The sequence below is a fragment of the Clostridium lacusfryxellense genome, assembly GCF_018861735.1.
GTDB classification, from domain to species: domain Bacteria; phylum Bacillota; class Clostridia; order Clostridiales; family Clostridiaceae; genus Clostridium_AD; species Clostridium_AD lacusfryxellense.
Genome location: NZ_JAHLEB010000023.1, coordinates 15,537 through 39,549, shown reverse-complemented (window position 1 = coordinate 39,549; position 24,013 = coordinate 15,537). Strand labels below are relative to the sequence as shown.

The window sequence follows — 24,013 nt, the reverse complement described above, 5'->3', positions numbered from 1 at the left end:
TATGAAAGAAATTAAAACCATAGATGCTGTTGGTCATATTCTTTGTCATGACATAACTCAAATTATAAAAGATAAAGTTAAAGATCGTGCCTTCAAAAAAGGCCATATTATTAAAAAAGAAGACATTCCAGTTTTACTTTCTCTCGGAAAGGATCATCTCTATGTTTGGGAGCAAAATGAAAATACGCTGCACGAGGATGATGCTGCTAAATTCATTTATAATTTTTGCAAAAACGAATATATGCACCCAAGCGAAGTTAAGGAAGGTAAAATTGATATTATTGCAGATGTAGCTGGCCTCTTTTGCGTAGATACAAAAAGACTTATTGAGGTCAACTGCCTAGATCAAATAATCATTGCTACTAGACACACGAATTTTCCTGTAAAAAAAGGGGATAAGCTGGCAGGTACAAGAGTTATTCCTCTTGTTATAGAAAAAGATAAACTTCAAAGAGCAGCTGAAATTGTAGGTGCTACTCCTCTACTTAAACTTTTTCCTTTTAAGAAACTTAAGGTTGGTATAGTTACTACAGGAAGTGAAATTTTCTATGGTAGAATAAAAGATACTTTTACACCTGTAATAATTGAAAAACTCAAGAATTACGACCTTGAAGTCATAGAGCACTTTACGGTAAATGATGATGAGGCAATGATAATAGAAGCCATTTTAAAATTAAAATCATGTGGCTGTGAAATGATTTTATGTACTGGTGGCATGAGTGTTGACCCCGATGACAGAACTCCAAGTGCTATTAAATCTTCTGGAGCTACTATTATTACCTATGGGGCTCCTGTGCTTCCTGGTGCTATGTTCTTACTTGGTTACTTTGAAGATTCTACTCCTATTATGGGTCTACCTGGTTGCGTGATGTATGCTAAGAATACTATCTTTGATTTGATTTTACCAAGAGTTATAGCTGGTACCACCTTGTCAAAGTGTGATTTTGCAGTTCTTTCCCATGGTGGCTTATGCTTGCAATGTGATACTTGCTCCTTTCCTAACTGTAGTTTTGGAAAAGGGGTGTAAATATGCCAAATATAGAATTAGAAGAAGCCCTCAAAATCGTGCTTAATTCAGTATCCCCTAATAAAGAGACTGAACTTATAGAAATTTCAAAAGCTAGGGGGAGAATTTGCAGTGAAAACATTTTTGCACCTATTAATAATCCGCCTTTTAATCGTTCTCCACTAGACGGTTACGCCTTAAATTCTAGTGACACCCACCTTGCAACTTCTAAAAAACCTGTAACCCTTTGCGTTATAGGGGAAGTTTGTGCCGGTGCCACCTTTAATAAAAAACTTCAATGTGGTGAAGCTATCCGAATCATGACTGGTGCAAAAATTCCTGATGGATGTGACTGCGTTATAGCTCAAGAAAATACAAACTACGGAGAAAATGTAGTTCAAATATATAAAAGCCTCAAGCCCTATGAGAATTTCTGCTTTTTAGGTGAAGATATTAAAAAAGACACTACAATTATAAGAAAAGGTGAAAAACTATCATATATACACTTAGGTGTACTTGCTAGTATGGGTATTCAGCGGATATCCGTTATAGAAAAAGTAAGGGTAGGTTTATTAATTACTGGAGATGAACTGACCCCTCTAGGTAATAATCTAGAGGAAGGCAAAATATATAATTCTAATCTTTATTTGCTGCAATCTAGACTAGAAGAATTATCCGTAGAGGTTACTGTAATGTCTCCTCTTAAAGACCACATTGTAGATGTAGCAAATGCTATTACAATGCACATTGATGATTTAGATCTTTTAATAACTACGGGTGGAGTTTCTGTTGGAAAAAAGGATATCTTCCATGATGTACTTCCTCTTCTTTGCGCTAAGCAGTATTTTTGGCGAGTTAATATAAAACCAGGAACTCCTGTGATTTACTGGGAATACAGAAAAAAACCAATTATAAGTCTTTCTGGAAACCCCTTTGCAGCCCTTACCACTTTTGAACTTATAGCTCGCCCGCTAGTATCCAAACTATGCTACGACCCAAGCCTTGATTTAATGCATAAAAAGGCTATATTTAAGGGCAGCTTTACTAAAAAAAGTGCTACTAGAAGATTCCTTAGAGGAATATTTTCAGAAGGTGAAGTGAGTCTTCCTGAAGGTTTACTTTCTTCAGGTGCCCTTTACTCTATGACTTATTGCAACTGCCTTATAGATATAGAAAAAGGCAGTCAAGGCTTATTAGATGGACAAAATATAAAAATCATTTTAATATAAAAATTAAGGAGAGTAATATGAATACTGATAGTAATCTTACGCATTTTGACGCAAGTGGCAATGCCATTATGGTAGACGTATCAACTAAACCTGTTACAGAAAGAGTAGCTACTGCTAAAGGAAGTATCAAAGTAAGTAAAGAAGTTATTAATGCCATTACAGGGCACACAGTTCATAAAGGTGATGTACTTGGTGTTGCCAGGATTGCGGGCATAATGGGACTAAAAAAAACCTCAGATCTTATTCCTATGTGTCACCCTTTATTTGTGACAAAGTGTAGCATTGACTTTACTATAGACGAAGTTGCTTTATGCATACACGCCATTTGTACAACTAAGGTTTCAGGGCAAACTGGTGTGGAAATGGAGGCACTAACTGGAGTGAGTATAGCTTTACTTACTATCTACGACATGTGTAAGGCTCTGGACAGATCCATGGAGATTACAAATATTCACTTGGTTAGAAAAAGCGGTGGAAAAAGTGGCGACTACTTTAATAAAAAATTTACATAGCCTTTAAATATGTTTTATTTTTGGAGGAGAAGAAATGTATACAATTTCTGGTTTAGTTTTAACAGGAGGACATAGCACCCGTATGGGACAAGACAAAGCCTTTTTAAAATTATATGATAAAAGCTTTTTAGACGTAATACTAACGTCTCTTTCTATATTCCCTTCTAATTATATAAGTTGTAATAAAGGGCAATCATCTAAACTTTCAAGTTACAATTTAATAACCGATGAATATGAGTCCATAGGTCCTATAGGAGGGCTATATTCTGGACTTCACTCTATTAAAAGCGACTATATTTTTGTTTGTTCTTGTGATACACCTTTAATATCTTCTTCTTTTATAGAATTCATTTGTAGTTATATAAGTAGTGATTTTGATGTATACGTACCTATTGATAGAAGTAAAAGAGCCCATCCTCTTTGTTCACTTTACAGTAAAAAATGTTTAAACTTACTGAGGGAACAAATTGAAAAGGGAAACTATAAACTTTGGAATAGTTTAAATTTACTTAAAGTAAAATACATCGATATTTCTAACACTGTATTTCAGGATGAAGAACTTTCAAATATTAATACTAAGCTTCAGTATGGGGAAATTTTTTCTAAAAAGTCATACCCTAGGGTTCTTGCTATTAGTGGTGTTAAAAACTCTGGAAAAACAACCCTTATCACAAAGCTGATTCCTCTATTAAAAGAAAAAGGACTAAGGGTTGCAACTATAAAACATGATGGCCACGACTTTAAGGCAGATACCCCCAATACTGATACTTATAAACACCTTGAGGCCGGAGCCTACGGGACCTCTGCTTTTTCAAATACAAAGTACATGTTAATAAAAAATCAGCCCTTTATTAGTGAAGCTATGCTTATAGAAGAGTTTAGTGAAGTTGATCTTATTTTACTTGAAGGCTTTAAATACTCTTCATATAAAAAAATAGAAATAGTAAGGTTTAAAAATTCTAGTGCACCTGTAGGTGACCCAAAAACTATTATAGCCCTAGCAACTGATGGCCCTACTAGCTTTGAAGGCCGTGTTATAGATTTGAATAATATATACATCATTGCTGATTTAATAATAAATTACACAAAAGGAGGTGTCGACCTTGCTAGATAAACTACATCGCAACATAGATTATATAAGAATATCCATTACAGATAACTGCAATTTACGATGCATCTACTGCCTTCCGCAGGAAGGTTCTAATAATAGTTGTTCTTTAAAAACAATGTCCTTTGAAGAAATAATAAAACTTTGTACCCTCTTTGTTAAGCTTGGCATAACTAAAATAAAAATCACTGGTGGGGAACCATTAGTTAGAAAAAACTGTATAGATATTATTAAAGGTATCAAAAACATTCCTGGTATAAAAGAAGTAACTCTTACTACAAACGGAGTTCTTCTAGAAGAAAATATGCCCGCTTTAAAAGAAGCAGGCATAGACGGTATAAATGTAAGCCTAGACTCCATGGATGAAAACACTTTTAAGCTTATTACTAGAAGAAATCAACTTTCAAAAGTACTACTCGGTATAGATAAAGCATTAGAAGCTAACATTAAATCAGTAAAAATTAATTGCATTCCAATATCAGGAGTAAATGATTCTGAACTTATAAATATAGCCTCTTTGGCAAAACATCGTAATATTTTAGTCCGTTTTATTGAGATGATGCCCATTGGCTACGGTACAAATTATACTTGTATTAAAGAAAATCGTATGGTTTCTATACTGGAAAAAGAATTTGGAAATCTTACCCCCTGTAGTCAGAAACTTGGAAATGGTCCTTCTACCTACTATACACCCCCAAGTTTCCATGGGAAAATAGGATTTGTTAGTGCAGTGAGCCACAAATTTTGTAGCTCTTGTAACCGCATTCGCTTAACTTCATCTGGATTTTTAAAAACTTGCTTACAATATAATAAGGGGTTGGATGTTCTCTCTCTTTTAAGAAGCGATGTCTCTTGCGATGAAATTTTAAAAGCTATAGAATCTACAATTCTAGAGAAACCAGAAAGCCATGATTTTTTTGGAAACCAGCCTGGAAAATATAAAGAACAAAAAAACATGTCACAAATCGGTGGTTAAAAAAATTTAAAATGAGGTGTATTATGGGGAAAATTATTGGCATTTGTATTAGTGAAAAACGCGGAACAGAAAAGGAAAATATGGGCCAAGGTGAATTTATAGAAAATTTCGGTATAAAAGGTGACGCTCATGCTGGGGACTGGCACAGACAAGTAAGCCTTTTATCCTATGATAAAATTCTAGCCTTTAAAGAAAGAGGGGCTATAGTAAATGATGGTGCTTTTGGCGAAAATGTTATTGTACAAGGTATAGACTTTAAAACTTTACCTGTAGGTACAAAACTTAAGTGTAAAAATATAGTTTTAGAAGTAACACAAATTGGTAAGGAGTGTCACTCCCACTGCCAGATTTATAAAAAAATGGGCGAGTGCATTATGCCTAAAGAAGGGGTATTTGCAAGAGTTATTTTCGGTGGCAAAATGAAAATCGGAGATGAGATGGAAGTTGAACTTGCTCTATAATACCCTTAGTGTGGATTAGAATGATTTGTTTAGGGAGATGAATTTAATGGAACCATTCAAGCAAAAAATTACAGCTGGTATAATCACAGCCAGCGACAAAGGTTACCAAGGCCAAAGAGAAGATGTAAGTGGTATTCTAGTTTCTGAAATTCTAAAAAAGCACGATTTTGAAGTTCTGGATTACAAACTTCTACCAGATGATAAAAGCATGTTAAGTAATGCACTAATAGCTATGTGTAAAAAAGGTATAGATTTAATCATAACAACAGGTGGCACTGGCTTTTCTCCCCGTGACATAACTCCTGAAGCCACTCTTTGCGTTATTGAAAGAAATGCCCCCGGAATTGCAGAAGCTATGCGCTACAATAGTCTTAAAATCACACCCCGCGCTATGCTAAGTAGAGGTGTCGCTGGAATTCGTGATAAAACTCTAATAGTTAATTTACCAGGGAGCCCTAAAGCTGTAAAAGAAAACTTAGAATATATTATTACAAATCTTGGCCATGGCATAGAAATACTAAAAGGTACTGCTTTTGATTGCGCAGCACCTTCAAAATAGTTGTATTATTCATACTCGTATGTATCGCTGTTAGCGATTTAGTCCAATGTATGAAATACGAACCTTATACACATATCCCTCTAAAATATATTTCAGAATATTTTAGAGGGATATGTTATAACACGATTAAATCTAAGTTGTATTGCTTAGACTTAGATATTCTTAGAGAGATATTAAAATCTTATTATTCTAATATTGGTAGACATGCAACTCTTCAACCCGAAATATTTCGTTCATTTCCTTTAATGCTTTTTCAAAAGGAAGCAAGCATTACCAACTGGGTTAAAAAGCTCCATGCCAGTGAGTTACTTGCCACATGTATAGGCTGCAATATAAATAATGTCCCATCACTTGGCGCTCATTATGATTTTATCTCTAGATTATGACTCTCAAATCTGTCTACCGACAGAGCAAACCTAAGAAAAATGTATTTTTATAAGAAGAAAACCTCTAAAACTAAAGCTCTCGGGAAAAAATAAAAAGCTTCCTAATAAAAAAGTGGTATTATTAAGAGAATTTCAGATTTACCTGTTTAATCATAATTTTTTTAAAATATTTCAATATAAAAAATAACACCAGTCTAAAACATCAACTGGTGTTATTTTAAGGATTCTATTATTCATTTACTCACTCACGCATTCGTTGACCCACTTAATGAAGTTATCTGTGCTGTCACCGGTGCGTTCAGCCATTGTGTGTTTCAAACCCCAAACGGTCTCGAAATCAACATCTTTAATGCTGCTGTTGCTTTGCAGTGCCAATGCCAAGTTTGTTTCAACTGTTAAAGCTGTATCACCTTGATCGATTCCCGTACGTATTCTCCAATGGGTTGCTACTGTGGAGGTTTTGTAACCGGCATAATAATCGGATAAGAAATACATTGGATTATACATGTCCACACGAGTTTGCATACTTGTTCCAAGGCTATCAACAGATTTAAGGTCATTCTCATAATCTGTTATATAAGAAGGCTTCCAATCGCTGAATTTTGCATATGCCGTAGAGTTTGTTTTTAAGAGACTTGCTATAACCGAATCAAAATGCAACGAATCGGCTTGGCCATTTCCAAAAAGGTTATTCTCTCCCTGACTGCGATCTACGGCATCGAATGCACCAACCGCCTTAGTCGTAGGCTTGCAATTTTTAACAAATGCTTCTATGCTTGTAATTTTTGCAGTGTTGGTTTTTGAATCATATACTATCCATTTTTCGTCAGAATTCAAAGAATTAATATAATCTTGTACAGTTTCATATGTCTTAGGTGTCGTAGCTTCGCTTGAGTTGGCACCCCCAGTACCGTCCATAGCCGGTTTTTCACTATCAGTACCACCCATTGCCGGTTTTTCACTATCAGTACCACCCATTGCCGGTTTTTCACTATCAGTATCACCTCCGGCAAAATTACCACTAGCCATAAAACTAGTACTTTCCGTATAAGGGAATTTTGTATCACTTAAAAAGTTATTTAAGGACCCCTCAGTTACTGAAAGGAGATAATCATAATAAGTTCCTGATGTATAGATTCCAGTACTGGATTCGGTAAGCGCAAGGTTTGTTCCATTTTGATCTTTAAGTCCAAGTTTATTGATATAAGGTGCATAAGACTGGGCCAAATCTTTAGACAGTGCAGATGTAAATGTTGTACTTGCACGGGTATCGGTGGAAAAATATTGCCCCATATTCCATTCATAAGCTTCATCAGCTGAGTCTAAACTTGTAATCGGACACCAGCACATTGACCCGGAAACAGCGTCGCTGATAGTATTACCGTCTTTATCGTACATTGCAGAACCGATGGATTCCAGGTAACTGTAATAAAGTTTACTATCACCAGTTGCACCCACCAGAGCACTCTGCGCTCCGCCTCCGCTCATCCCAAACGTGAAAATATTGTCTGTATTACCAGGAAGAGCACTTTTATTAAAGCGATAATAACGGACAGCTGCCTTTAAATCAGTAACACCCCAAGGTGCGCCACCGCTATAAGCCTCATTGGAGCTACTTGTGCCCATTATACTGCTTCTACCGCGCATACCAGCATATACATAGATTTGTCCCGCCTTAATATAGCTAGAAATGCCATCGTAACTGTAAGAAGTCGGAGACGCCTGTCCTGCATAACCTGGAGTATTTATCGGAAATACAATTGGCGCAGTTGATGCGGTATACCCGTTTACTTTGCTGTTTGTATTGAGTTCACAGGTGTAAGTCCCATCACTATTGGCTGTACCGGTCATATACGCTCCCGGAACATAGATACCCATGGTCTCATAATCAGTGGTCATAGGGTTGGCGCAATATCCAACTTTAATCTGCCAATAAACATCGTTGGTTTTGTCGTAGTTCCACTTAGCGCTATTAAAAGTCAGTTTTTCTTCATCTTGAGTGTAGCTGCTTGTTGTACCAGAAGATTCTTCTGAGGAAGAACTAGAAGAATTTGAGCATGAGCTAAGGGATGCAACCATTGCTCCCAAAAGAATAAAAGATAATATTTTTTTAGATAATTTCATTTTTTTACCTCCAGTAAAATTTTGATAGTGTTAACACTATCTTTGTTTTATTTATTTAAAACCCTGCTATTGCAGGGTTTGTAGCTGTTTTTAACAAAAAAAACAATGACCCCCTCTTTTTGGTATAATTGTTGTATCTAAACTCAACAAAAATTCCCTAAAGAAGGTGTCATTGTGAGTTCAATTATATCAATGTTAGTTACATATAATCAAGTATTACTTTCTCAAATTAAACAATTACTTATTTTTATAGCTAAAAATATACCATTAAAGGTTCCGAAATACGATATGACAAGCCCTAAATATAAAAAACTTACTGTGGATAAATTACCAATTATTAAAACTTTTAAAAAACTTGATTACAAGCAACTCTTAGACGAGTATAAGACCACTCATGGTAAGGATAAAAAGACTGTTAATTCTCGGGGTAAACATCCTATATCACCTGATACTTTGTGCCCTCAATGTGGCTCTCCGCACACCTATATTTACGATAACGCCGGCGGCCGTGGGCATCTTTGGTGCCCTGTTACGTTGTCATAATGTATTCCACATACAACTGTTACCCTGCAATGAAACTCTTCCGATATTTTTTTTGCCCATTTACTGCTGACCAGACCATCCTTGTGTCCGTCCAATTGTATAAATCCGACTTCTTTCACATCTTCAAAGATACTGACAGCAACAGTGTGAGGAAGACATCCTCCTGTAAGTAATATATGAATATCCGAGCTCATAGCGGTAATATTTGCTTCTATGTCATATCCATAAACCTCACTTTTTATTTTTAACTGCTGCATGTTTAAATTCCTCCCCATCTTAAAAAGGATTCTCCCTCGATATCAAACTGATCAAGAATTTTACCAACAAGATATTTTATCCCTCCGCTTTTATCTATTCTATATAAAAAAAGATATTCAATCAATTCAAGTTTTGTGATATACTATTCCATATTAGAATAGTTAGAGGAATGCTGAAGGAATTATGAAAATTGAACACATAAGATGCTTTTTAGATTTGACAATAACCTTAAATTTTACTGAAACAGCAGAAATGAACTTTACAACACAAAGTAATATTTCCAAGCAGATTATTACTTTGGAAAAAGAATTGGATATAACCTTATTTTTCCGTGAGCACCGGAAAATTTCACTAACAGATGCCGGAAAAGCTTTACTGCCTTATGCTAAAAAAATCCTGTCCGATTATTCCGCATTAAACCAAGCGATTCTTCCTTTTCAGAATTCCAAATGCTCCATTATAAAAATGGGTGCTATTCCTGTTATGGCAAATTACAATTTGCCTAGGCTAATTGCAGAATTTTGTAACAATTATTCAGATGTTCTGCTCGATGTAAAGGAAATCGAAAGCATCAATCTACTCAGGGAATTAGACGAAGTATCCTGTGATATTGCTTTTATCCGTATTTTTGAAACGAATTCAGATAAATATGAAAAAATCACATTTAAATTTGATAAGTTTGCAGTAGTTCTTCCTCAAAATCATCGCCTTTCAAAGAAAGAAATGATTCCACTCTTAGAACTTAAAAACGAACTTTTTTTTCAACTGGATAAAAACACACAGCTTTTCAATTTGTTTTATGTCGCATGCGAAAATGCTGGTTTTAAGCCCCAAATAGGCTACAGCGGAACACGTATTGTTAATATTTTAGACTTTGTTTCTAATGGTATGGTTATTTCACTTATGATGGAAAATTCTGTTAAATGTCTGCATTATCCCGGAATTGTAGTCATACCTATAGATATTATAGTAAGGAGCGAATTGGCTTTTATACGATCCAAATCAAAAAAACATTCATCCGCTTCTGATATTTTTTGGAAATACTTATCTCAAAAATCATTACACCAACTGTGAAGTTACCTATCTCGGACCCTTAAGGAGGATGACGTGTGATTTTAACAAAAATATAGTTATAGTAAGTGTAACCCTTAGTGATAAAACCTCACTATATTATCAATTTCTTTAGCAAAATTATAATGTTTTAATTTAGTTTATTAATCACTCGCCGTACCCGTGGACGATTATAGCGCTGGACTATAATTGGGTATATGTTCATAAATATATTAAGAAATATTAACCATATTGTTTCCTTGAAAGAGTACGCCATAGAAACATATACAATCATTGAAATAATAATAGCAATAATTACGTGACCAAATTCAGATGTTCGGGTCCTGTATTCATAAAATTCTAAAGAATTCAAAGATTTTCTGATAGGAGTTTCCTTTTTTCTACTTCTCTCCCAACCACTTAATAATAATAATAATAATAATTTTTTAAAAAAATGAACACCAAGATACTTGTACCTTAATCATGTTGTATGCACACACTTCTTTCCATTATATCTAAACCTTGATAGGCTGACATCTCATCTCTGTAAGAAATATACATAGTAGGCACCTTGAAAGAGTAAAACTATTTCACCGAAAACCCCTACACAAAAAAACAGTAAATAGTAAGTTAATTTTGTTATTTCTTTACTAAACAGCTCCTTAAAAGCTTGTATAATTAATCGTTCGAATTAAACCAATTTAGATCCAGGCAATACCCATATTTATTACCCCCTTCATACTCACCCTTTGTTACTCATAAGACACTCATATCATTAAGTATAAAAATTAAAATTATTAAAATATTATATAATTAATGTATGATCAAAATCAAGCCATTCTTATAGGCTCTGTTAGTGAACAATATAATACTACTGAGAAACAACTCTGATTAAATTATACCAACTTATACAACGGTTACTATTATTTATAGTCTTTAAATGGAAAATGTTAGTGCTATCCTAATATTTTAAACCATAATAAAAAAAGAAGGTATTTTATTTACCCTCTTCCTATTGATTAATTAATTTATAAAATTTAGTTTTCTTTTCCGACGAACTTGAGTAACTGTCGGAAAAATTCATAATCTGATTAGGTTTTAAACATCTAAACCCTTGAACCTATTGACTTGCCTTCACTATATCCACAATAGTCTCAATGTGAGGTGTGTGTCTATACTTTGCATTTTATTTTATCTGTATATATTTTATAATACTCTGTGAGCATTGATATAATACCATATATGAGGTATATAATAATTTTTAAGCACTAAAATTATTTAATTATATCTAATCATATTTTATGGACCGGCGGAAAATGGTCGGAATTCCCACCACATCATTGAATTTTATGTATCTTTTAATCAATGCTTTTATATTAACTAATTGTATCTAATAATATTTTGTGTAACGGTGGCAAACGGGTGGCATTGCCACCATAAAACTAGAGTCCATTATATATATTTTAAAATATTTAAGCTCTTTTTTACTATAACGTTTTTTAAAGTACAACATATATTATATTACATAAATAATTTATTTTAGTTATTTATTCGATAGTTTTAATTATCTAAAATAATTGCAGCTAAAATCACCCGCTTAAATATTTTTAAATGTTGCTCGAAAAATAATAATAAAACTATATTAGAGCCGAAAATATTAATTAAAAGATTGTTTGCAACTTTGGTAGTTCTTCTGACTGATTAATTATCAATCCTTGCAACTGAATATATAAGGAGTGAAATATTAATGATCAATAAAATATTTACACACTGCTTGGATCCTGGACATGGTGGTAGCGATCCAGGAGCAGTAGGTAAGCGTTCTCATGAAGCTGATATTGTTCTAGTTATTGCTAAAATTGTAGGTAGGATTCTAATAGAGAATGGACAAAAGGTAATATATACGAGAACCACAGATAAATATTTAACTCTAGCACAGAGAGCGACAATAGCAAATAACAACAAATGTGATACATTCATATCTATCCATTGTAATTCCGCTGTAAATAAAACCGCTCATGGAGTGGAAACTTTTTCTCATCCTTCAAGTTCTAATGGATTAAAATTATCAAAATTTGTACAATCAGAACTTGTTAAAGCAACGTCATTAACAAATCGTGGGAGTAAGACTGCGAATTTCGGAGTTTTAAGAATGAGTTATATGCCAGCTATTTTAGTCGAAACTGCATTTATATCTAATGCTTTAGAAGAAACTTCGTTATTACAATATGCTTTTCAAGAAAAAATTGCGCTCTCAATTGTCAAGGGAATATTTTCGTATTTAGGTTTAACTTTTAATAAATCTACGACAACGAATTCTAATAATGCAATTCCAAAACCTGTGGTTCTAGGACACACATATAGAGTTCGATTATCATGGGAGGCTGTTAAATCTCAAAAAGGGGCTTATTCTAATTTGCAAAATGCACTCAATCTTCTTAAGACTTTACCTGGTTATAAAGTATTTGATGAAAATGGGAAAGTTGTTGGTGGTAATAATACTGCTACAACAACTACTCCTACAAGTATAGATACAAAGTTACTTTCAATACAAAAATCTTTAAATAGATTGGGATTCAAAGGTAAAAATGGCTTAAAGTTAAGTGAAGATGGAATTACAGGTGATAACAGCATATTTGCTATAAAGGTTTGTCAATGGAAATTGGGGCTTGCCGTTGATGGAATTGCTGGAGTTAATACTATAAATGCAATAAATTCTGTATTGGCAAAGCCACTTCTTAAAGTAGGTTCGAAGGGAATTGTAGTAAGATATTTGCAGAGTAAATTGGGCGTAGCTGTGGATGGTATATTCGGAAATGTTACTAAAAATTCAGTAATTATCTATCAAAATGCAAATGGCTTAGATAGTGATGGAATAGTTGGAAATAAAACTTGGAATAAGTTAATAAAATGATCTTAGCAAATAAAATTTGAACGATATTATATACAGATGAGATGCGTGAATATGAACTAAAAAATCTTAAGGAACAAAAGGCCTATTCATTTTAACTATATTTATAAATTAAGAGAGGTAGAAGCCAAAAGGAGGAATGTAATATGCCAGAAATAAAAAAAGCAGAAGTGGTAGTTAGCAAGAAATGGTATTTGAGTAAAACGATTTATGTAAATGCAATTATGCTAGTAGGAGCTATGGCACAACAAATTTAAGGTAAAGATATAATTACACCTGAATTACAAGTAGTTGTTTTGTCTGTAATTAATTTGATTTTAAGGAGTATCACAAATGAAAATATAACATGGTAATATAACTTGACCTGTGCCATACAATATAAAAAATGTTATTGTAAACCAAAAGAAAGAACTATCTGAGCTCAGATAGTTCTTTCTTTTGGTTTTAACGTCCTTTCCTATAATTATTGATCTTATACAAATTATTGGTATACATTTAAAAAAACTTTTCCGACGTGCTTGAATAGCCGTCGGAAATGAATAAACTTTAAGCTTTCAAACCTTTGCAACTGTTGGTATTACTTGATTAGATTAACTATCGTCTCAATGTGTGGTGTATGAGGGAACATATCCATTAATATGACCTTATTCACCTTATATCCTCTATCTATCATTTCTTTCAAATCAACCACTAGGCTTTTAGGATTACAAGAAACATAAACTATATGGTTTGCATCAAACTTTATTACATAGTCTAGAGCTGTAGGATGAACTCCTGCTCTTGGTGGGTCTAGAATAATGCTATCTGGCTTATCCTTTACCTCTTTTATAACCTTTGCAATGTCACCTGCTATAAACTCACAATTATCTAATCCATTAATTTTCGCATTTTCATTTGCAGCAGCAACTGCTTCTTCTATTAATTCAATTCCTAAAACTTTTTTAGCTTTAGCTGCAACAATTTGTCCTATAGTCCCAGTTCCACAATATAAATCAAACACAACTTTAGACTCTGAATCACCTAAAAAGTCTCTAACTAAACTATAAAGTTTTTCTGCACCTTTTGTATTGGTCTGAAAAAAAGCAAAAGGATTAATTTTAAACTTCAAATCTAATAATTTTTCAATAATGTAATCTCTTCCGAATAATGTTTCAGTTTTATCAGATTGAACTATATCCGATAAAGAGTCATTAAATGTATGTATTATTCCTGTAATATTTCCATCGCATTTTAATTCTTTAAGCTTATTTGTTATTTCATTAAGATCGAAATCTATTTGACTTGTAGTTACGATATTTACTAATATCTCACCAGTGTTTTTAGCCTTTCTAACAACTAAGTTCCTTAAATATCCCTCATGCTCCATTACTTTATAGTGTGGTAATTTTAGTTCTTTAAAATAGTTTAATACTACTTTTAAAATTTCTCTAAAATCTACATCTACAATTCTACAATCATCAACAGTAACAATACTAAAGCTTCTGCCTTTGGTATGCATACCTAGAGTTAATTCACCATTTTTTAAGAAGTCTCCAAATGTAAATTCCATCTTATTTCTATATTCGAATACCTCAGGGCTTTTTTCTATACCTAAAAACTCAAAATCCATTATTTCTGCTTCTTCAAACAACTTCAATACCTGTTCTTTTTTAAATTCTAATTGTTTTTCGTATGTAAGAAATTGATGACTACATCCTCCACAAAACTCTGTAATAGCGCATTGAGGTTCAATTTTATAGTCTACATCCTCAAGTATTTTTACAAGTTTAGCTTCTACTCCAACTGCTTTCTTTTTTGATACTTTAGCAATTACTTTTTGTCCAGGCAATGTGTTTTTTATCAAAACTTTTTCGCCTTCATAATATGCTATGCCTTGAGATGGAAATTCTAATTTTTCTATATTAAATTCGTACTCTTTTCTTTTTTGCATACGTTTATTCAAACTCCTATCGTTTTGTAATAATTAATCTAGCTACTTTCTTGCCTATTGTTGCAGATTTTTTTCCACTTTCCATAATACTCATATAAAAAACCATCACAACCATAAAGATTATAAATGCCATTGTGAATTTTTCAGATATAGCAAATCCTGCTATTTTAAGAAGCGCATCAGCTGCAAATACTCCTACTGTTGATATTGCTCCTACAACTACTAAATCTATAATACTAGCTTTAAAAGCATCAAAGAAAGTAGGTTTTATAGCTCTATTACCGCCTTGTCCAACTAGTTCTTCACTTCCATTGTTTAATTTATCAATTATTCTTTCGTTTCCAATTTCATCTTTTTGTTCTAACATATTAAATCCCCCTAATATTATATTAATATTTTTAATAACGTTTATTTTATTAACTCCGTTTATTTTATTAAATCTGCTTACTTTGATAAATCAGCTTATTCTAATAAAGTTTAAACTAGAAAATTCTTATAATGTTTTACTCCCACTATATATAATACGTATTTATGCCATATAAATCAATAGGTTATTGATTATCGCCTTAAAATATGCTGATTTACTGTTTTCTTTTTTCTAACATTGTCTTAAATTGCTATATTTCTTTAATTTATACTTATTATCATTTATAATGGTAATGATAATATATATTCTTTTTTAAATTCATCAAAATAGGCAGGTGTTACATGACAACTACAATTATTCTATTATGCATGGCTGGTTTTTTGGCTTCTTTTGTAGATTCCATAGCCGGTGGTGGTGGATTAATAAGCGTACCGGCCTTTATGCTAGCAGGTCTACCTCCCCATATGGTACTTGGTACTAACAAATTTAGTGCCACAGCTGGTTCTTTTACTAGTTCGCTCCAATTTATAAAATCAGGTAAGGCTAATTTTAAACTTTTGAAATATCTCATTCCCTTCACGTTCATAGGTTCAATGCTAGGTGTTAGAGCAGTACTACATATAGACCAAAAATTTCTAAATGTTTTAGTATTAATTCTTATCATGTTTATTGGAATTTATACTCTTTTCTCCAAATCACTAGGACTAAAAGACAAATTTCAAAAACTTACTAAAAAAAATGTAATATGCGGAATATTACTTGCACTTTCTCTAGGTTTCTATGATGGTTTTTTTGGTCCTGGGACTGGTTCTTTTTTAGTTTTTGGATTTATTAATATTTTTGGATTCAACTTTGTATCTTCTTCTGCTAACGCTAGAATTTTAAACTTTGTTAGTAATGTAACAGCACTTATTTTGTTTGCCCTTAGTGGCAAAATAAATTACGCCATAGGATTGCCAGTTGCATTATCTATGATTATAGGTGCTAAAATGGGCACAACAGTTGCATTAAGTAAAGGTTCGCGGCTTATAAAACCCATATTTGTAACCATGTCCCTAGCCGTTGCTGTGAAAATGCTCGCAGGAATTTTTTAAATATTATTTATAAAAGAGAAAGCAGATGATTTATTTTCATCTGCTTTCTCTTTTATTATTCTAAATTTCCCAGATTATAGTATTTGGCCAAAACATTAAACCCTGATTTCTCTAATTGGTCCACTACTAGTTCTTGAATAACATAAGAATTAACAGAGTCCTTTTTAAGGTCCTTTATGTTTGTTTCAATATCTCCTGCTATATTATCAATATCTGACTCATTTAAAGGCTGCTCAGCATCGTCTGAGGCCCTGTATATGCTAGTTTTTATTTTATCTAAATCAAACTTTTGTGTCCTACCATCTTTTTTTATAACTTTCATAATTATCATCTCCTAATATGTAAATATAAACCAATTATATTTTTCTAATTAAATCTTCTCTATCTTTACTTCTAAAATTTACTAGCGTACTCCTATCATATATAACATTATCACAATATTCAAGTTATTTCGATAAATAGATTGCTAATAATATCATATTCATATCGATAAAGATAATTTACTTCCTAAGGAGAGATATTATGAACTATTTTTAATAGGTCTATATCTAATTTATTTTTCCAATATCTGTTCTATGGTACATTCCAGCAAACTGAATCTTTTTCATATCAGCATAAGCTGTATCTCTTGCTATTTCTAGTGTTCCACCAAACCCTGTTATTCCTAGTACCCTTCCACCATTTGTCCTAATAGTACCATCATCCCCGCATACAGCACCTGCTAGAAATAACTTACCATCTAATTTACCAGACTCCGTTATCTCAAGTCCTGTATCGTAATTACCAGGATACCCTTTGGATGCAGCAATTAGGCAACAAGAATAACCCTCATTCCACTGCAAATTAAAGTTTTCAAGTTTTCCATCTATAGCACTAACTATAAGCTCCGTAAAATCACTTTTCATAAGTGGTAGGACCGCCTGTGTTTCAGGATCACCAAATCTTACATTATATTCTAGTAAATATACGCCTTTTTTAGTTATCATTATTCCAAAAAATATTATGCCTGTATAATCCATTTTTTCCGTTTGAATACCTTTAAGCGTAGGTGTTAATATGTTTTTGTAAAATTCATCTAGTACCTCTTCATTACAATATGGATTTGGTGCGATTGCCCCCATTCCGCCTGTATTGGGTCCAATGCCCCCATCAAATATTTGTTTATGATCTTTTGAAGATACAAATGGAAGTATAACCTTACCATCTGTTATAGAAAGTATTGATGCCTCAACACCTTCTAAAAATTCTTCAATAATAATATTTTTACCACTACCTTTAAATATATCTAATACCATAAAATCATTTATGCATTTCTGAGCAGTTTCATAATCGTTACAAATAACTACTCCTTTACCTGCCGCCAGACCATCTGCTTTAATTACTATAGGGTATTCACATTTTTTTAAATAGTCTATAGCATCATTTGTATTATCAAAAAATTCATATGCAGCTGTTTTTATCTTGTATTTTTTCATAAATTCTTTAGAAAAAGACTTACTACCTTCGAGCATTGCAGCTTTTTTACTAGGTCCTAGTATTTTTAGACCATTTTCTTTAAACTTATCTACAATTCCTTGTACAAGCCATTCCTCTGATCCAACTATTGTAAAATCTATTTTATTTTTAATAGCAAATGCTAAAAGCTCATCTATTTTTGTGATATTAACATTTTCACATTTATCTTCGCGACCTGTTCCACCATTGCCAGGCGCACAATAAACCTTAGTAACTGCAGAATTCTCAGAAACCTTGGCAACTAATGCATGTTCACGTCCCCCTGAACCAATAATTAACACTTTCATATAATCCATCTCCTTTATCTATATAAATTAAAATTGATGGAATAACTACGTTATTCCATCATGACCTTAATGTTTAAAATGCCTTATTCCAGTAAATACCATAGAAATTCCATTTTTATCGCACATCTCTATTGATTGTACGTCCTTAATAGAACCACCGGGCTGAATAATTGCTTTTATATTATATTTCGCAGCAAGCTCTACCACATCTCCAAATGGGAAAAATGCATCTGATGCGAGTATTGTACCATCTCCTGATCTTTCTAACGCCTGCTCTGCAGCCCATATTCTATTTACCTGGCCTGCTCCAATTCCCTTAGTCACCCCATCTTTAACCACTACAATGGCATTTGATTTAACATACTTAACTACTATCATTGCAAATATTAAATCTTTCATTTCATCCTCTGTTGGACTTTTCTTAGTAACTACTTTTATATCTTCTATTAACTTATTATCTGCACTTTGTACTAATATTCCGCCATCCACATTAACTATATTCTTTGTGCCGACAGCTTTACTTAAACATTTTATAATTCTTATGTTTTTCTTCTTTTCTAAAATTAGTAATGCGTCATCGTCAAAATCTGGTGCAATGATAACCTCTAGAAATATCTTTGTAAGTTCTAGTGCAGTTTCTTTATCTACTTTTTTATTAAAAGCAACTATGCCTCCAAAAATAGACATTGGATCACATTCGTATGCCTTTTTATATGTATCAAGTACGCTACTACCTGTAGCTACACCACAAGGGGTATTGTGTTTTAGAGCGCAACAAGCAATTTCATCAAATTCACATACTACCTTCCATGCAATATCCATATCCTTTATATTATTATAAGATAATTCTTTGCCGTGTAACTGCTTTATATCTTTCATCGCTCCATTACTAGCAGCAGACACATAATAGGCTGCACTTTGATGAGGATTTTCACCATATCTTAAATCCATTTGTTTTTTATATGAGATAGAAAGATAGTCAGGGTATGTTTCTTCACCAAGTAAGAAATTACTAATAGCTGCATCGTATGCTGATATTAAATTAAAAACTTTGCCTGCTAAGTGTTTTCGAGTTTCAAAATCCACTTCTTGTTTTGCATCCATTTTATTTATAATATTTTCATAATCGCTTGCATCACTAAGTACTATAACATCTTTAAAGTTTTTAGCTGCTGCTCTTAGCATTGTTGGTCCACCAATATCGATAAATTCAACTTTTTCCTCAAAACTTAAATCCTCTGTTACTTTATCAAAGAAAGGGTAAAGATTAACTACTACCATATCGATAGTGTTTATTCCTTTAGCTTTGATTGTTGCCATGTGTTCTTTATTACCACGGATTGCTAGTATCCCACTATGAATTATTGGATGCAATGTTTTAACCCTTCCATCTAATATCTCTTCGAATCCTGTAACATCAGAAATCTCCAAAACTTTTATTCCATTGTCTTTTAAGTACTTAAAAGTTCCACCTGTAGATATAATCTCCACACCATTATTTTGAAGTGATGTTGCAAGTTCTAAAACATTATTTTTATCAAAAACACTTATAAGTGCTGTTTTAATCATTATTACTCCACCTTTCCAATAGCAAGTACTTTTCTTCCCTCAATTTTTATAGCCTCTTCACTTATTAATTTAATAGCTTCGGGAAGTGCAATATGCTCTTGCTCTAAAACTCTTAGTTGCAAATCTTTTGCCGAATCTGTGCTACAAACATCTACAACTTTTTGAATTATAATTGGGCCTGAATCCGTACCTTCGTCTACGAAATGCACGCTGCAACCAGAAACTTTAACGCCGTACTCTATAGCTTTTTCATGTACTTTTATACCATACATTCCACCACCGCAAAATGATGGTATAAGGGATGGGTGAATGTTAATAATTTTATCTTTAAAAACCTGAAGAAGTTCACCTTGAAGTATAGATAAAAATCCAGCAAGTACTATTAAATCTACTTTTCCATCTAAAATTCTTAATATTTCACCTGAAATCCCACTGCCTAATTGTTTTCTATCCAATATGTAAGTTTTTATATCCTTAGATTTAGCTCTTTCTATTCCATAAACGCCCTTTTTATCGCTAATTACCGCTTCTATAGAGCAATTTAGGTATCCACTTTCTATATTATCTATTATAGCTTGAAGATTGCTTCCGCTTCCTGATACCAGTACGGCTATTTTAAGCAAACTCCGCCACCTCCAGCTTCTACATGACCAATTTTATATGCTCTATCCCCTAAATCATGAATAGTTTTTATAACTTTGATAACGTCCTTATCTTCAACACATAATACATAACCTATTCCCATATTATATGTATTAAACATATGTTCTTCTGTTACACCTAATGATATAAGGTGGTTAAAGATCTCTGGTCTATTAAAGCTGTTTTTCTCAACAACCGCTGTGAAATCTCCATTAAACATTCTTGGAATGTTTTCATAAAAACCACCACCTGTTATATGAGCCATCCCTTTTATATCAAATTTATCTAAAAGATTTAATATAGTTTTAACATAAATTTTTGTTGGAGTCAAAAGAGTTTTTCCAATCTTATCTCCATTAAAATCTTCATCTAAATTAGGTATTAATTTTCTAACTAAGGAATATCCATTACTATGAAGACCTGAGGATTCAATACCTATAAGAGAATAACCGTCTTTAATAGCAGATCCATCAATTATCTTATGTTTGTCAACTATTCCAACAGTAAATCCGGCCATGTCATATTCACCGTCTCTATAAAATCCTGGCATTTCAGCAGTTTCGCCGCCTATTAGTGCGCAATTAGATTGAATACAACCATCAGATACACCTTTAACAAGCTGAGCTGATACAGCAGAATCTAATTTACCACAAGCAATGTAATCTAAAAAGAAAAGAGGTTTTGCACCATGACAAAGAACATCATTAACGCACATAGCAACGCAGTCAATACCAACTGTGTCATATTTTTTCATTCTAAAAGCTATATCAAGTTTTGTTCCTACTCCATCAGTACCTGAAACTAAAATAGGGTTTTTATAACCTTCTCCTATTTCAAACATACCAGCAAAACTTCCTAAATGATTTAAAACACCTTTTGTAAATGTTGCTGCTGCATATTCTTTTATAAGTTTTACTGATTTGTATCCTTCCTCAATATTAACACCTGCATCTTTATAAGTTATCATAAATATCCCCTACCTCTCTAATCTTTCGTTTTCATTTTCATATGGAGCTGATACTGGATAGGTACCGTTAAAACAACCTAAGCAAAATTCAGTATGTCCAAGTGTTTTAAGTAGTCCATCAATGCTTAAGTATCCTAAGCTATCTGCACCTATGTCTTGCCTTATTTCCTCAACGGAAGTATCCGACCCAATTAAATCCTTTCTATAAGGTGTATCTATTCCAAAATAACATGGGTATTTTACTACTGGTGAGCAAACCCTAAAATGTACTTCTTTTGCTCCAGCTTTCCTTAGAATATCAACCAGTCTTTTACTTGTTGTTCCACGAACTATTGAATCATCTATAAGGATAACTCTTTTACCCTCAACATTTATCTTTAACGCATTTAATTTTACAGAAACCGCACGTTCGCGAATTTCTTGAGTTGGGCTTATAAATGTTCTACCTACGTACCTATTTTTTATAAGACCTATACCAAAAGGTATTCCAGATATTTCAGAATATCCTATTGCTGCAGCAAGTCCTGAATCTGGAACTCCTATAACCATATCCGCATCAACAGGCGATTCTTTGTATAACTGCTTTCCTGCTGCTACTCTTGAAGTGTAAACATTAATTCCATCAATTGTGCTATCTGGTCTTGCAAAATATATATATTCAAATGAGCAAGTTCCATTTTTAGTTTTTTCAGCAAAATTAATTGATTGAAGTCCATTTTCATCTATTATTACTATCTCACCAGGTTTTACATCTCTTAAGAAATTTGCACCTACCGCATCTAATGCGCAACTCTCGGATGCAATAACATAACTGTTGTCAATTTTCCCTATGCAAAGAGGTCTAATACCGTTTTGATCTCTGACACCTATTAGTTTATCCTTAGTAAGCATAACTATTCCATAAGAACCTTTAACTGCTTGTATTGCATCTACTACAGCCTTTTCAACGCCTCTTTTTGCACCTCTAGCAATTAAGTTTAATATTACTTCTGAATCTATTGATGTTTGGAACATATACCCACAATCTTCTAATAGCTCACGGATAACTTCAGCGTTTACCAAATTACCGTTATGAGCTATAGCTATGTCTCCTAGTTTGGATTTACTCAGGAGTGGTTGTGCATTTTTAACTTCACTACATCCAGAAGTTGAATATCTAACATGACCGATTGCCGCATGACCCTTCATTTCTCCAAGTTTTTTTTCATTAAAAACATCACATACAAGTCCCATAGCTTTTTCACAAGTAAGGTTTACGCCATCTGATAAAACTATTCCAGCACTTTCTTCACCCCTATGTTGCAATGCATAAAGTCCATAATAAGTTAGAGTAGCTACATCTAAGTCCTTATCAGTTGCGAAAATCCCAAAGACACCACATTCGTCTTTAAACTTATCCTGATCATTTATAACTACTTCGTTTAATTCAATAGCCTTATTCAAAGAAATTCCTCCTCGTATGTTTGGGTATTTACTCATTACTTTCATTATTCGTCATCTGCTAAATGCAAATGCCACATAGTATGAATTTCTTCGGAAGTGACTTGTAATAAGAAGAGCAGAAACATTGAAATTTCATTTAGAAATTCTTTTTTTATAAATATAAAATTATCGTGAGACTTCCAGGAGGGAAGTCTAGTGAACCGGCTGAAGGCCGAATGTGAACGTTAGAGAATTTTATATTTATAAAAATTTAGAATTTCTTAATGAAATTTCACGTTTCAATCTCTTATTACAAGTCACGCAGAAGATTTCATATATCGCACTATTATTTTTGAGTAATTCTACTTAATATTTCCTCATAAGCTTCTGTAACATTTCCTAAATCTCTTCTAAATCTATCTTTATCTAATTTTTCGCCAGTTTTAACATCCCAAAATCTACAAGTATCAGGTGATATCTCATCTGCCAAAATTATTTCTCCATGAAATCTACCAAATTCTAATTTAAAATCTATTAAATTAATATCTTGTTTTAAGAAAACTTCTTTTAATATATCATTTATTGCAAAAGCCATCTTATATATTTCACCTAGTTCTTCAAAAGTAGTAAGCTCCATAGCTACTGCATGATAATCATTTATAAGTGGATCTCCTAAACTATCATCTTTATAACTTAATTCAATTACGGATATTTTAAGCTTAGTTCCTTCAACTATTCCATAACGTTTTGCCATGCTGCCAGCTGCAACATTTCTCACTATTACTTCTAGAGGAACTATTTCAACCTTTTTACAAAGTTGTTCTCTATCACTAAGTTTTTTAATAAAATGAGTTTTTATGCCTTTACTTTCTAATAATTCGAATATCATAGTAGTTATACTGTTATTTAAAATTCCTTTTTTCTCGATTTGAGCCTTTTTGAGTCCGTTTAAAGCTGTTGCATCATCTTTGTAATATACTCTGATCTCATCTTTATTATCTGTGCTGTACATTTGTTTAGCCTTTCCCTCATATAACAATACTGAATCTCCCATTAATAACCACTCCTTAGTATTTTAGTTTGTACACTTATGTATA

Annotated in this window: 23 protein-coding genes and 1 pseudogene; 12 read left to right on the top strand and 12 right to left on the bottom strand. The window is 32.9% G+C overall.

The features are described 5' to 3' along the window. Position 1: 1 nt before the first annotated feature. Genes KPL55_RS13955 through KPL55_RS13920 form a run of 8 tightly spaced genes read left to right on the top strand, consistent with a single transcriptional unit; the run spans position 2 to position 6,237 of the window. Positions 2-1,027, top strand: a complete 1,026-nt coding sequence (locus KPL55_RS13955) for a molybdopterin-binding protein (RefSeq protein ID WP_216307347.1) — start codon at positions 2-4, stop codon at positions 1,025-1,027. Between the two features lie 2 nt (positions 1,028-1,029). Further along, positions 1,030-2,235 (top strand): molybdopterin molybdotransferase MoeA, encoded by a 1,206-nt coding sequence (locus KPL55_RS13950; protein WP_216307346.1) that lies wholly within the window; start codon positions 1,030-1,032, stop codon positions 2,233-2,235. Positions 2,236-2,252: 17 nt separating this feature from the next. After that, positions 2,253-2,747, top strand: a complete 495-nt coding sequence (gene moaC, locus KPL55_RS13945) for a cyclic pyranopterin monophosphate synthase MoaC (protein ID WP_216307345.1) — start codon at positions 2,253-2,255, stop codon at positions 2,745-2,747. A 34-nt stretch (positions 2,748-2,781) separates the two neighbouring features. Beyond that, entirely contained in the window at positions 2,782-3,861 is a 1,080-nt protein-coding gene (gene mobB / locus KPL55_RS13940; protein WP_216307344.1) for a molybdopterin-guanine dinucleotide biosynthesis protein B, read from the top strand. Continuing rightward, entirely contained in the window at positions 3,851-4,831 is a 981-nt protein-coding gene (gene moaA / locus KPL55_RS13935) for a GTP 3',8-cyclase MoaA (protein ID WP_216307343.1), read from the top strand. Before mobB ends, moaA begins: the two co-directional genes overlap by 11 nt. 23 nt (positions 4,832-4,854) lie before the next feature. Further along, entirely contained in the window at positions 4,855-5,292 is a 438-nt protein-coding gene (locus KPL55_RS13930) for an MOSC domain-containing protein (protein ID WP_216307342.1), read from the top strand. Between the two features lie 46 nt (positions 5,293-5,338). Beyond that, a complete protein-coding gene (locus KPL55_RS13925; protein ID WP_216307341.1) occupies positions 5,339-5,851 on the top strand; it encodes a MogA/MoaB family molybdenum cofactor biosynthesis protein in 513 nt (170 codons plus the stop codon). A 50-nt stretch (positions 5,852-5,901) separates the two neighbouring features. Continuing rightward, entirely contained in the window at positions 5,902-6,237 is a 336-nt protein-coding gene (locus KPL55_RS13920; protein ID WP_216307340.1) for a hypothetical protein, read from the top strand. A 237-nt stretch (positions 6,238-6,474) separates the two neighbouring features. Here the strand turns inward: KPL55_RS13920 and KPL55_RS13915 are convergent, their stop codons facing one another. Further along, positions 6,475-8,361, bottom strand: coding sequence for a subtype A tannase (locus KPL55_RS13915; protein ID WP_216307339.1), 1,887 nt, complete (start codon positions 8,359-8,361; stop codon positions 6,475-6,477). A gap of 174 nt (positions 8,362-8,535) precedes the next feature. Between KPL55_RS13915 and KPL55_RS13910 the strand changes: the two genes are divergently transcribed. After that, entirely contained in the window at positions 8,536-8,904 is a 369-nt protein-coding gene (locus KPL55_RS13910) for a hypothetical protein (protein WP_216307338.1), read from the top strand. On the opposite strand, the gene lpdD is transcribed toward KPL55_RS13910, so the two are convergent. Continuing rightward, on the bottom strand, positions 8,850-9,161 hold the full coding sequence (lpdD, locus tag KPL55_RS13905; protein WP_216307337.1) for a prenylated flavin chaperone LpdD: 312 nt from the start codon (positions 9,159-9,161) through the stop codon (positions 8,850-8,852). The genes KPL55_RS13910 and lpdD overlap by 55 nt on opposite strands. Before the next feature lie 184 nt (positions 9,162-9,345). Between lpdD and KPL55_RS13900 the strand changes: the two genes are divergently transcribed. Continuing rightward, complete coding sequence (locus tag KPL55_RS13900; RefSeq protein ID WP_216307336.1) at positions 9,346-10,236, top strand: LysR family transcriptional regulator; 891 nt, start codon at positions 9,346-9,348, stop codon at positions 10,234-10,236. 127 nt (positions 10,237-10,363) lie between these two features. Here the strand turns inward: KPL55_RS13900 and KPL55_RS26770 are convergent. Then, positions 10,364-10,675: pseudogene (locus tag KPL55_RS26770) on the bottom strand (glycosyl-4,4'-diaponeurosporenoate acyltransferase CrtO family protein); the annotation flags it as partial. Positions 10,676-11,959: 1,284 nt separating this feature from the next. Here KPL55_RS26770 and KPL55_RS13895 point away from each other — a divergent pair. After that, complete coding sequence (locus tag KPL55_RS13895; RefSeq protein ID WP_216307335.1) at positions 11,960-13,126, top strand: N-acetylmuramoyl-L-alanine amidase; 1,167 nt, start codon at positions 11,960-11,962, stop codon at positions 13,124-13,126. Between the two features lie 574 nt (positions 13,127-13,700). Here the strand turns inward: KPL55_RS13895 and rlmD are convergent. Continuing rightward, positions 13,701-15,053, bottom strand: a complete 1,353-nt coding sequence (rlmD, locus tag KPL55_RS13890) for a 23S rRNA (uracil(1939)-C(5))-methyltransferase RlmD (RefSeq protein WP_216307334.1) — start codon at positions 15,051-15,053, stop codon at positions 13,701-13,703. A gap of 16 nt (positions 15,054-15,069) precedes the next feature. Further along, the gene (locus KPL55_RS13885; RefSeq protein WP_216307333.1) at positions 15,070-15,420 is read right to left on the bottom strand and encodes an RDD family protein; all 351 of its coding nucleotides are present in this window, start codon (positions 15,418-15,420) and stop codon (positions 15,070-15,072) included. 341 nt (positions 15,421-15,761) lie between these two features. Between KPL55_RS13885 and KPL55_RS13880 the strand changes: the two genes are divergently transcribed. Beyond that, complete coding sequence (locus KPL55_RS13880) at positions 15,762-16,514, top strand: TSUP family transporter (protein ID WP_216307332.1); 753 nt, start codon at positions 15,762-15,764, stop codon at positions 16,512-16,514. Between the two features lie 55 nt (positions 16,515-16,569). Here the strand turns inward: KPL55_RS13880 and KPL55_RS13875 are convergent, their stop codons facing one another. The 7 genes from KPL55_RS13875 to purC form a co-directional block, all read right to left on the bottom strand. Then, complete coding sequence (locus tag KPL55_RS13875; RefSeq protein ID WP_216307331.1) at positions 16,570-16,836, bottom strand: ATP cone domain-containing protein; 267 nt, start codon at positions 16,834-16,836, stop codon at positions 16,570-16,572. A gap of 226 nt (positions 16,837-17,062) precedes the next feature. Next, positions 17,063-18,316, bottom strand: coding sequence for a phosphoribosylamine--glycine ligase (gene purD, locus KPL55_RS13870; protein ID WP_216307330.1), 1,254 nt, complete (start codon positions 18,314-18,316; stop codon positions 17,063-17,065). 66 nt (positions 18,317-18,382) lie between these two features. Further along, entirely contained in the window at positions 18,383-19,885 is a 1,503-nt protein-coding gene (purH, locus tag KPL55_RS13865; RefSeq protein ID WP_216307329.1) for a bifunctional phosphoribosylaminoimidazolecarboxamide formyltransferase/IMP cyclohydrolase, read from the bottom strand. A gap of 2 nt (positions 19,886-19,887) precedes the next feature. Then, entirely contained in the window at positions 19,888-20,508 is a 621-nt protein-coding gene (gene purN / locus KPL55_RS13860) for a phosphoribosylglycinamide formyltransferase (protein ID WP_216307328.1), read from the bottom strand. Continuing rightward, a complete protein-coding gene (gene purM, locus KPL55_RS13855) occupies positions 20,496-21,494 on the bottom strand; it encodes a phosphoribosylformylglycinamidine cyclo-ligase (protein WP_216307327.1) in 999 nt (332 codons plus the stop codon). The genes purN and purM overlap by 13 nt, the downstream gene beginning before the upstream one ends. A 9-nt stretch (positions 21,495-21,503) precedes the next feature. Further along, complete coding sequence (purF, locus tag KPL55_RS13850; RefSeq protein WP_376770448.1) at positions 21,504-22,937, bottom strand: amidophosphoribosyltransferase; 1,434 nt, start codon at positions 22,935-22,937, stop codon at positions 21,504-21,506. 325 nt (positions 22,938-23,262) lie between these two features. Then, a complete protein-coding gene (gene purC / locus KPL55_RS13845) occupies positions 23,263-23,970 on the bottom strand; it encodes a phosphoribosylaminoimidazolesuccinocarboxamide synthase (RefSeq protein WP_216307326.1) in 708 nt (235 codons plus the stop codon). Between the last annotated feature and the right edge of the window lie 43 nt (positions 23,971-24,013).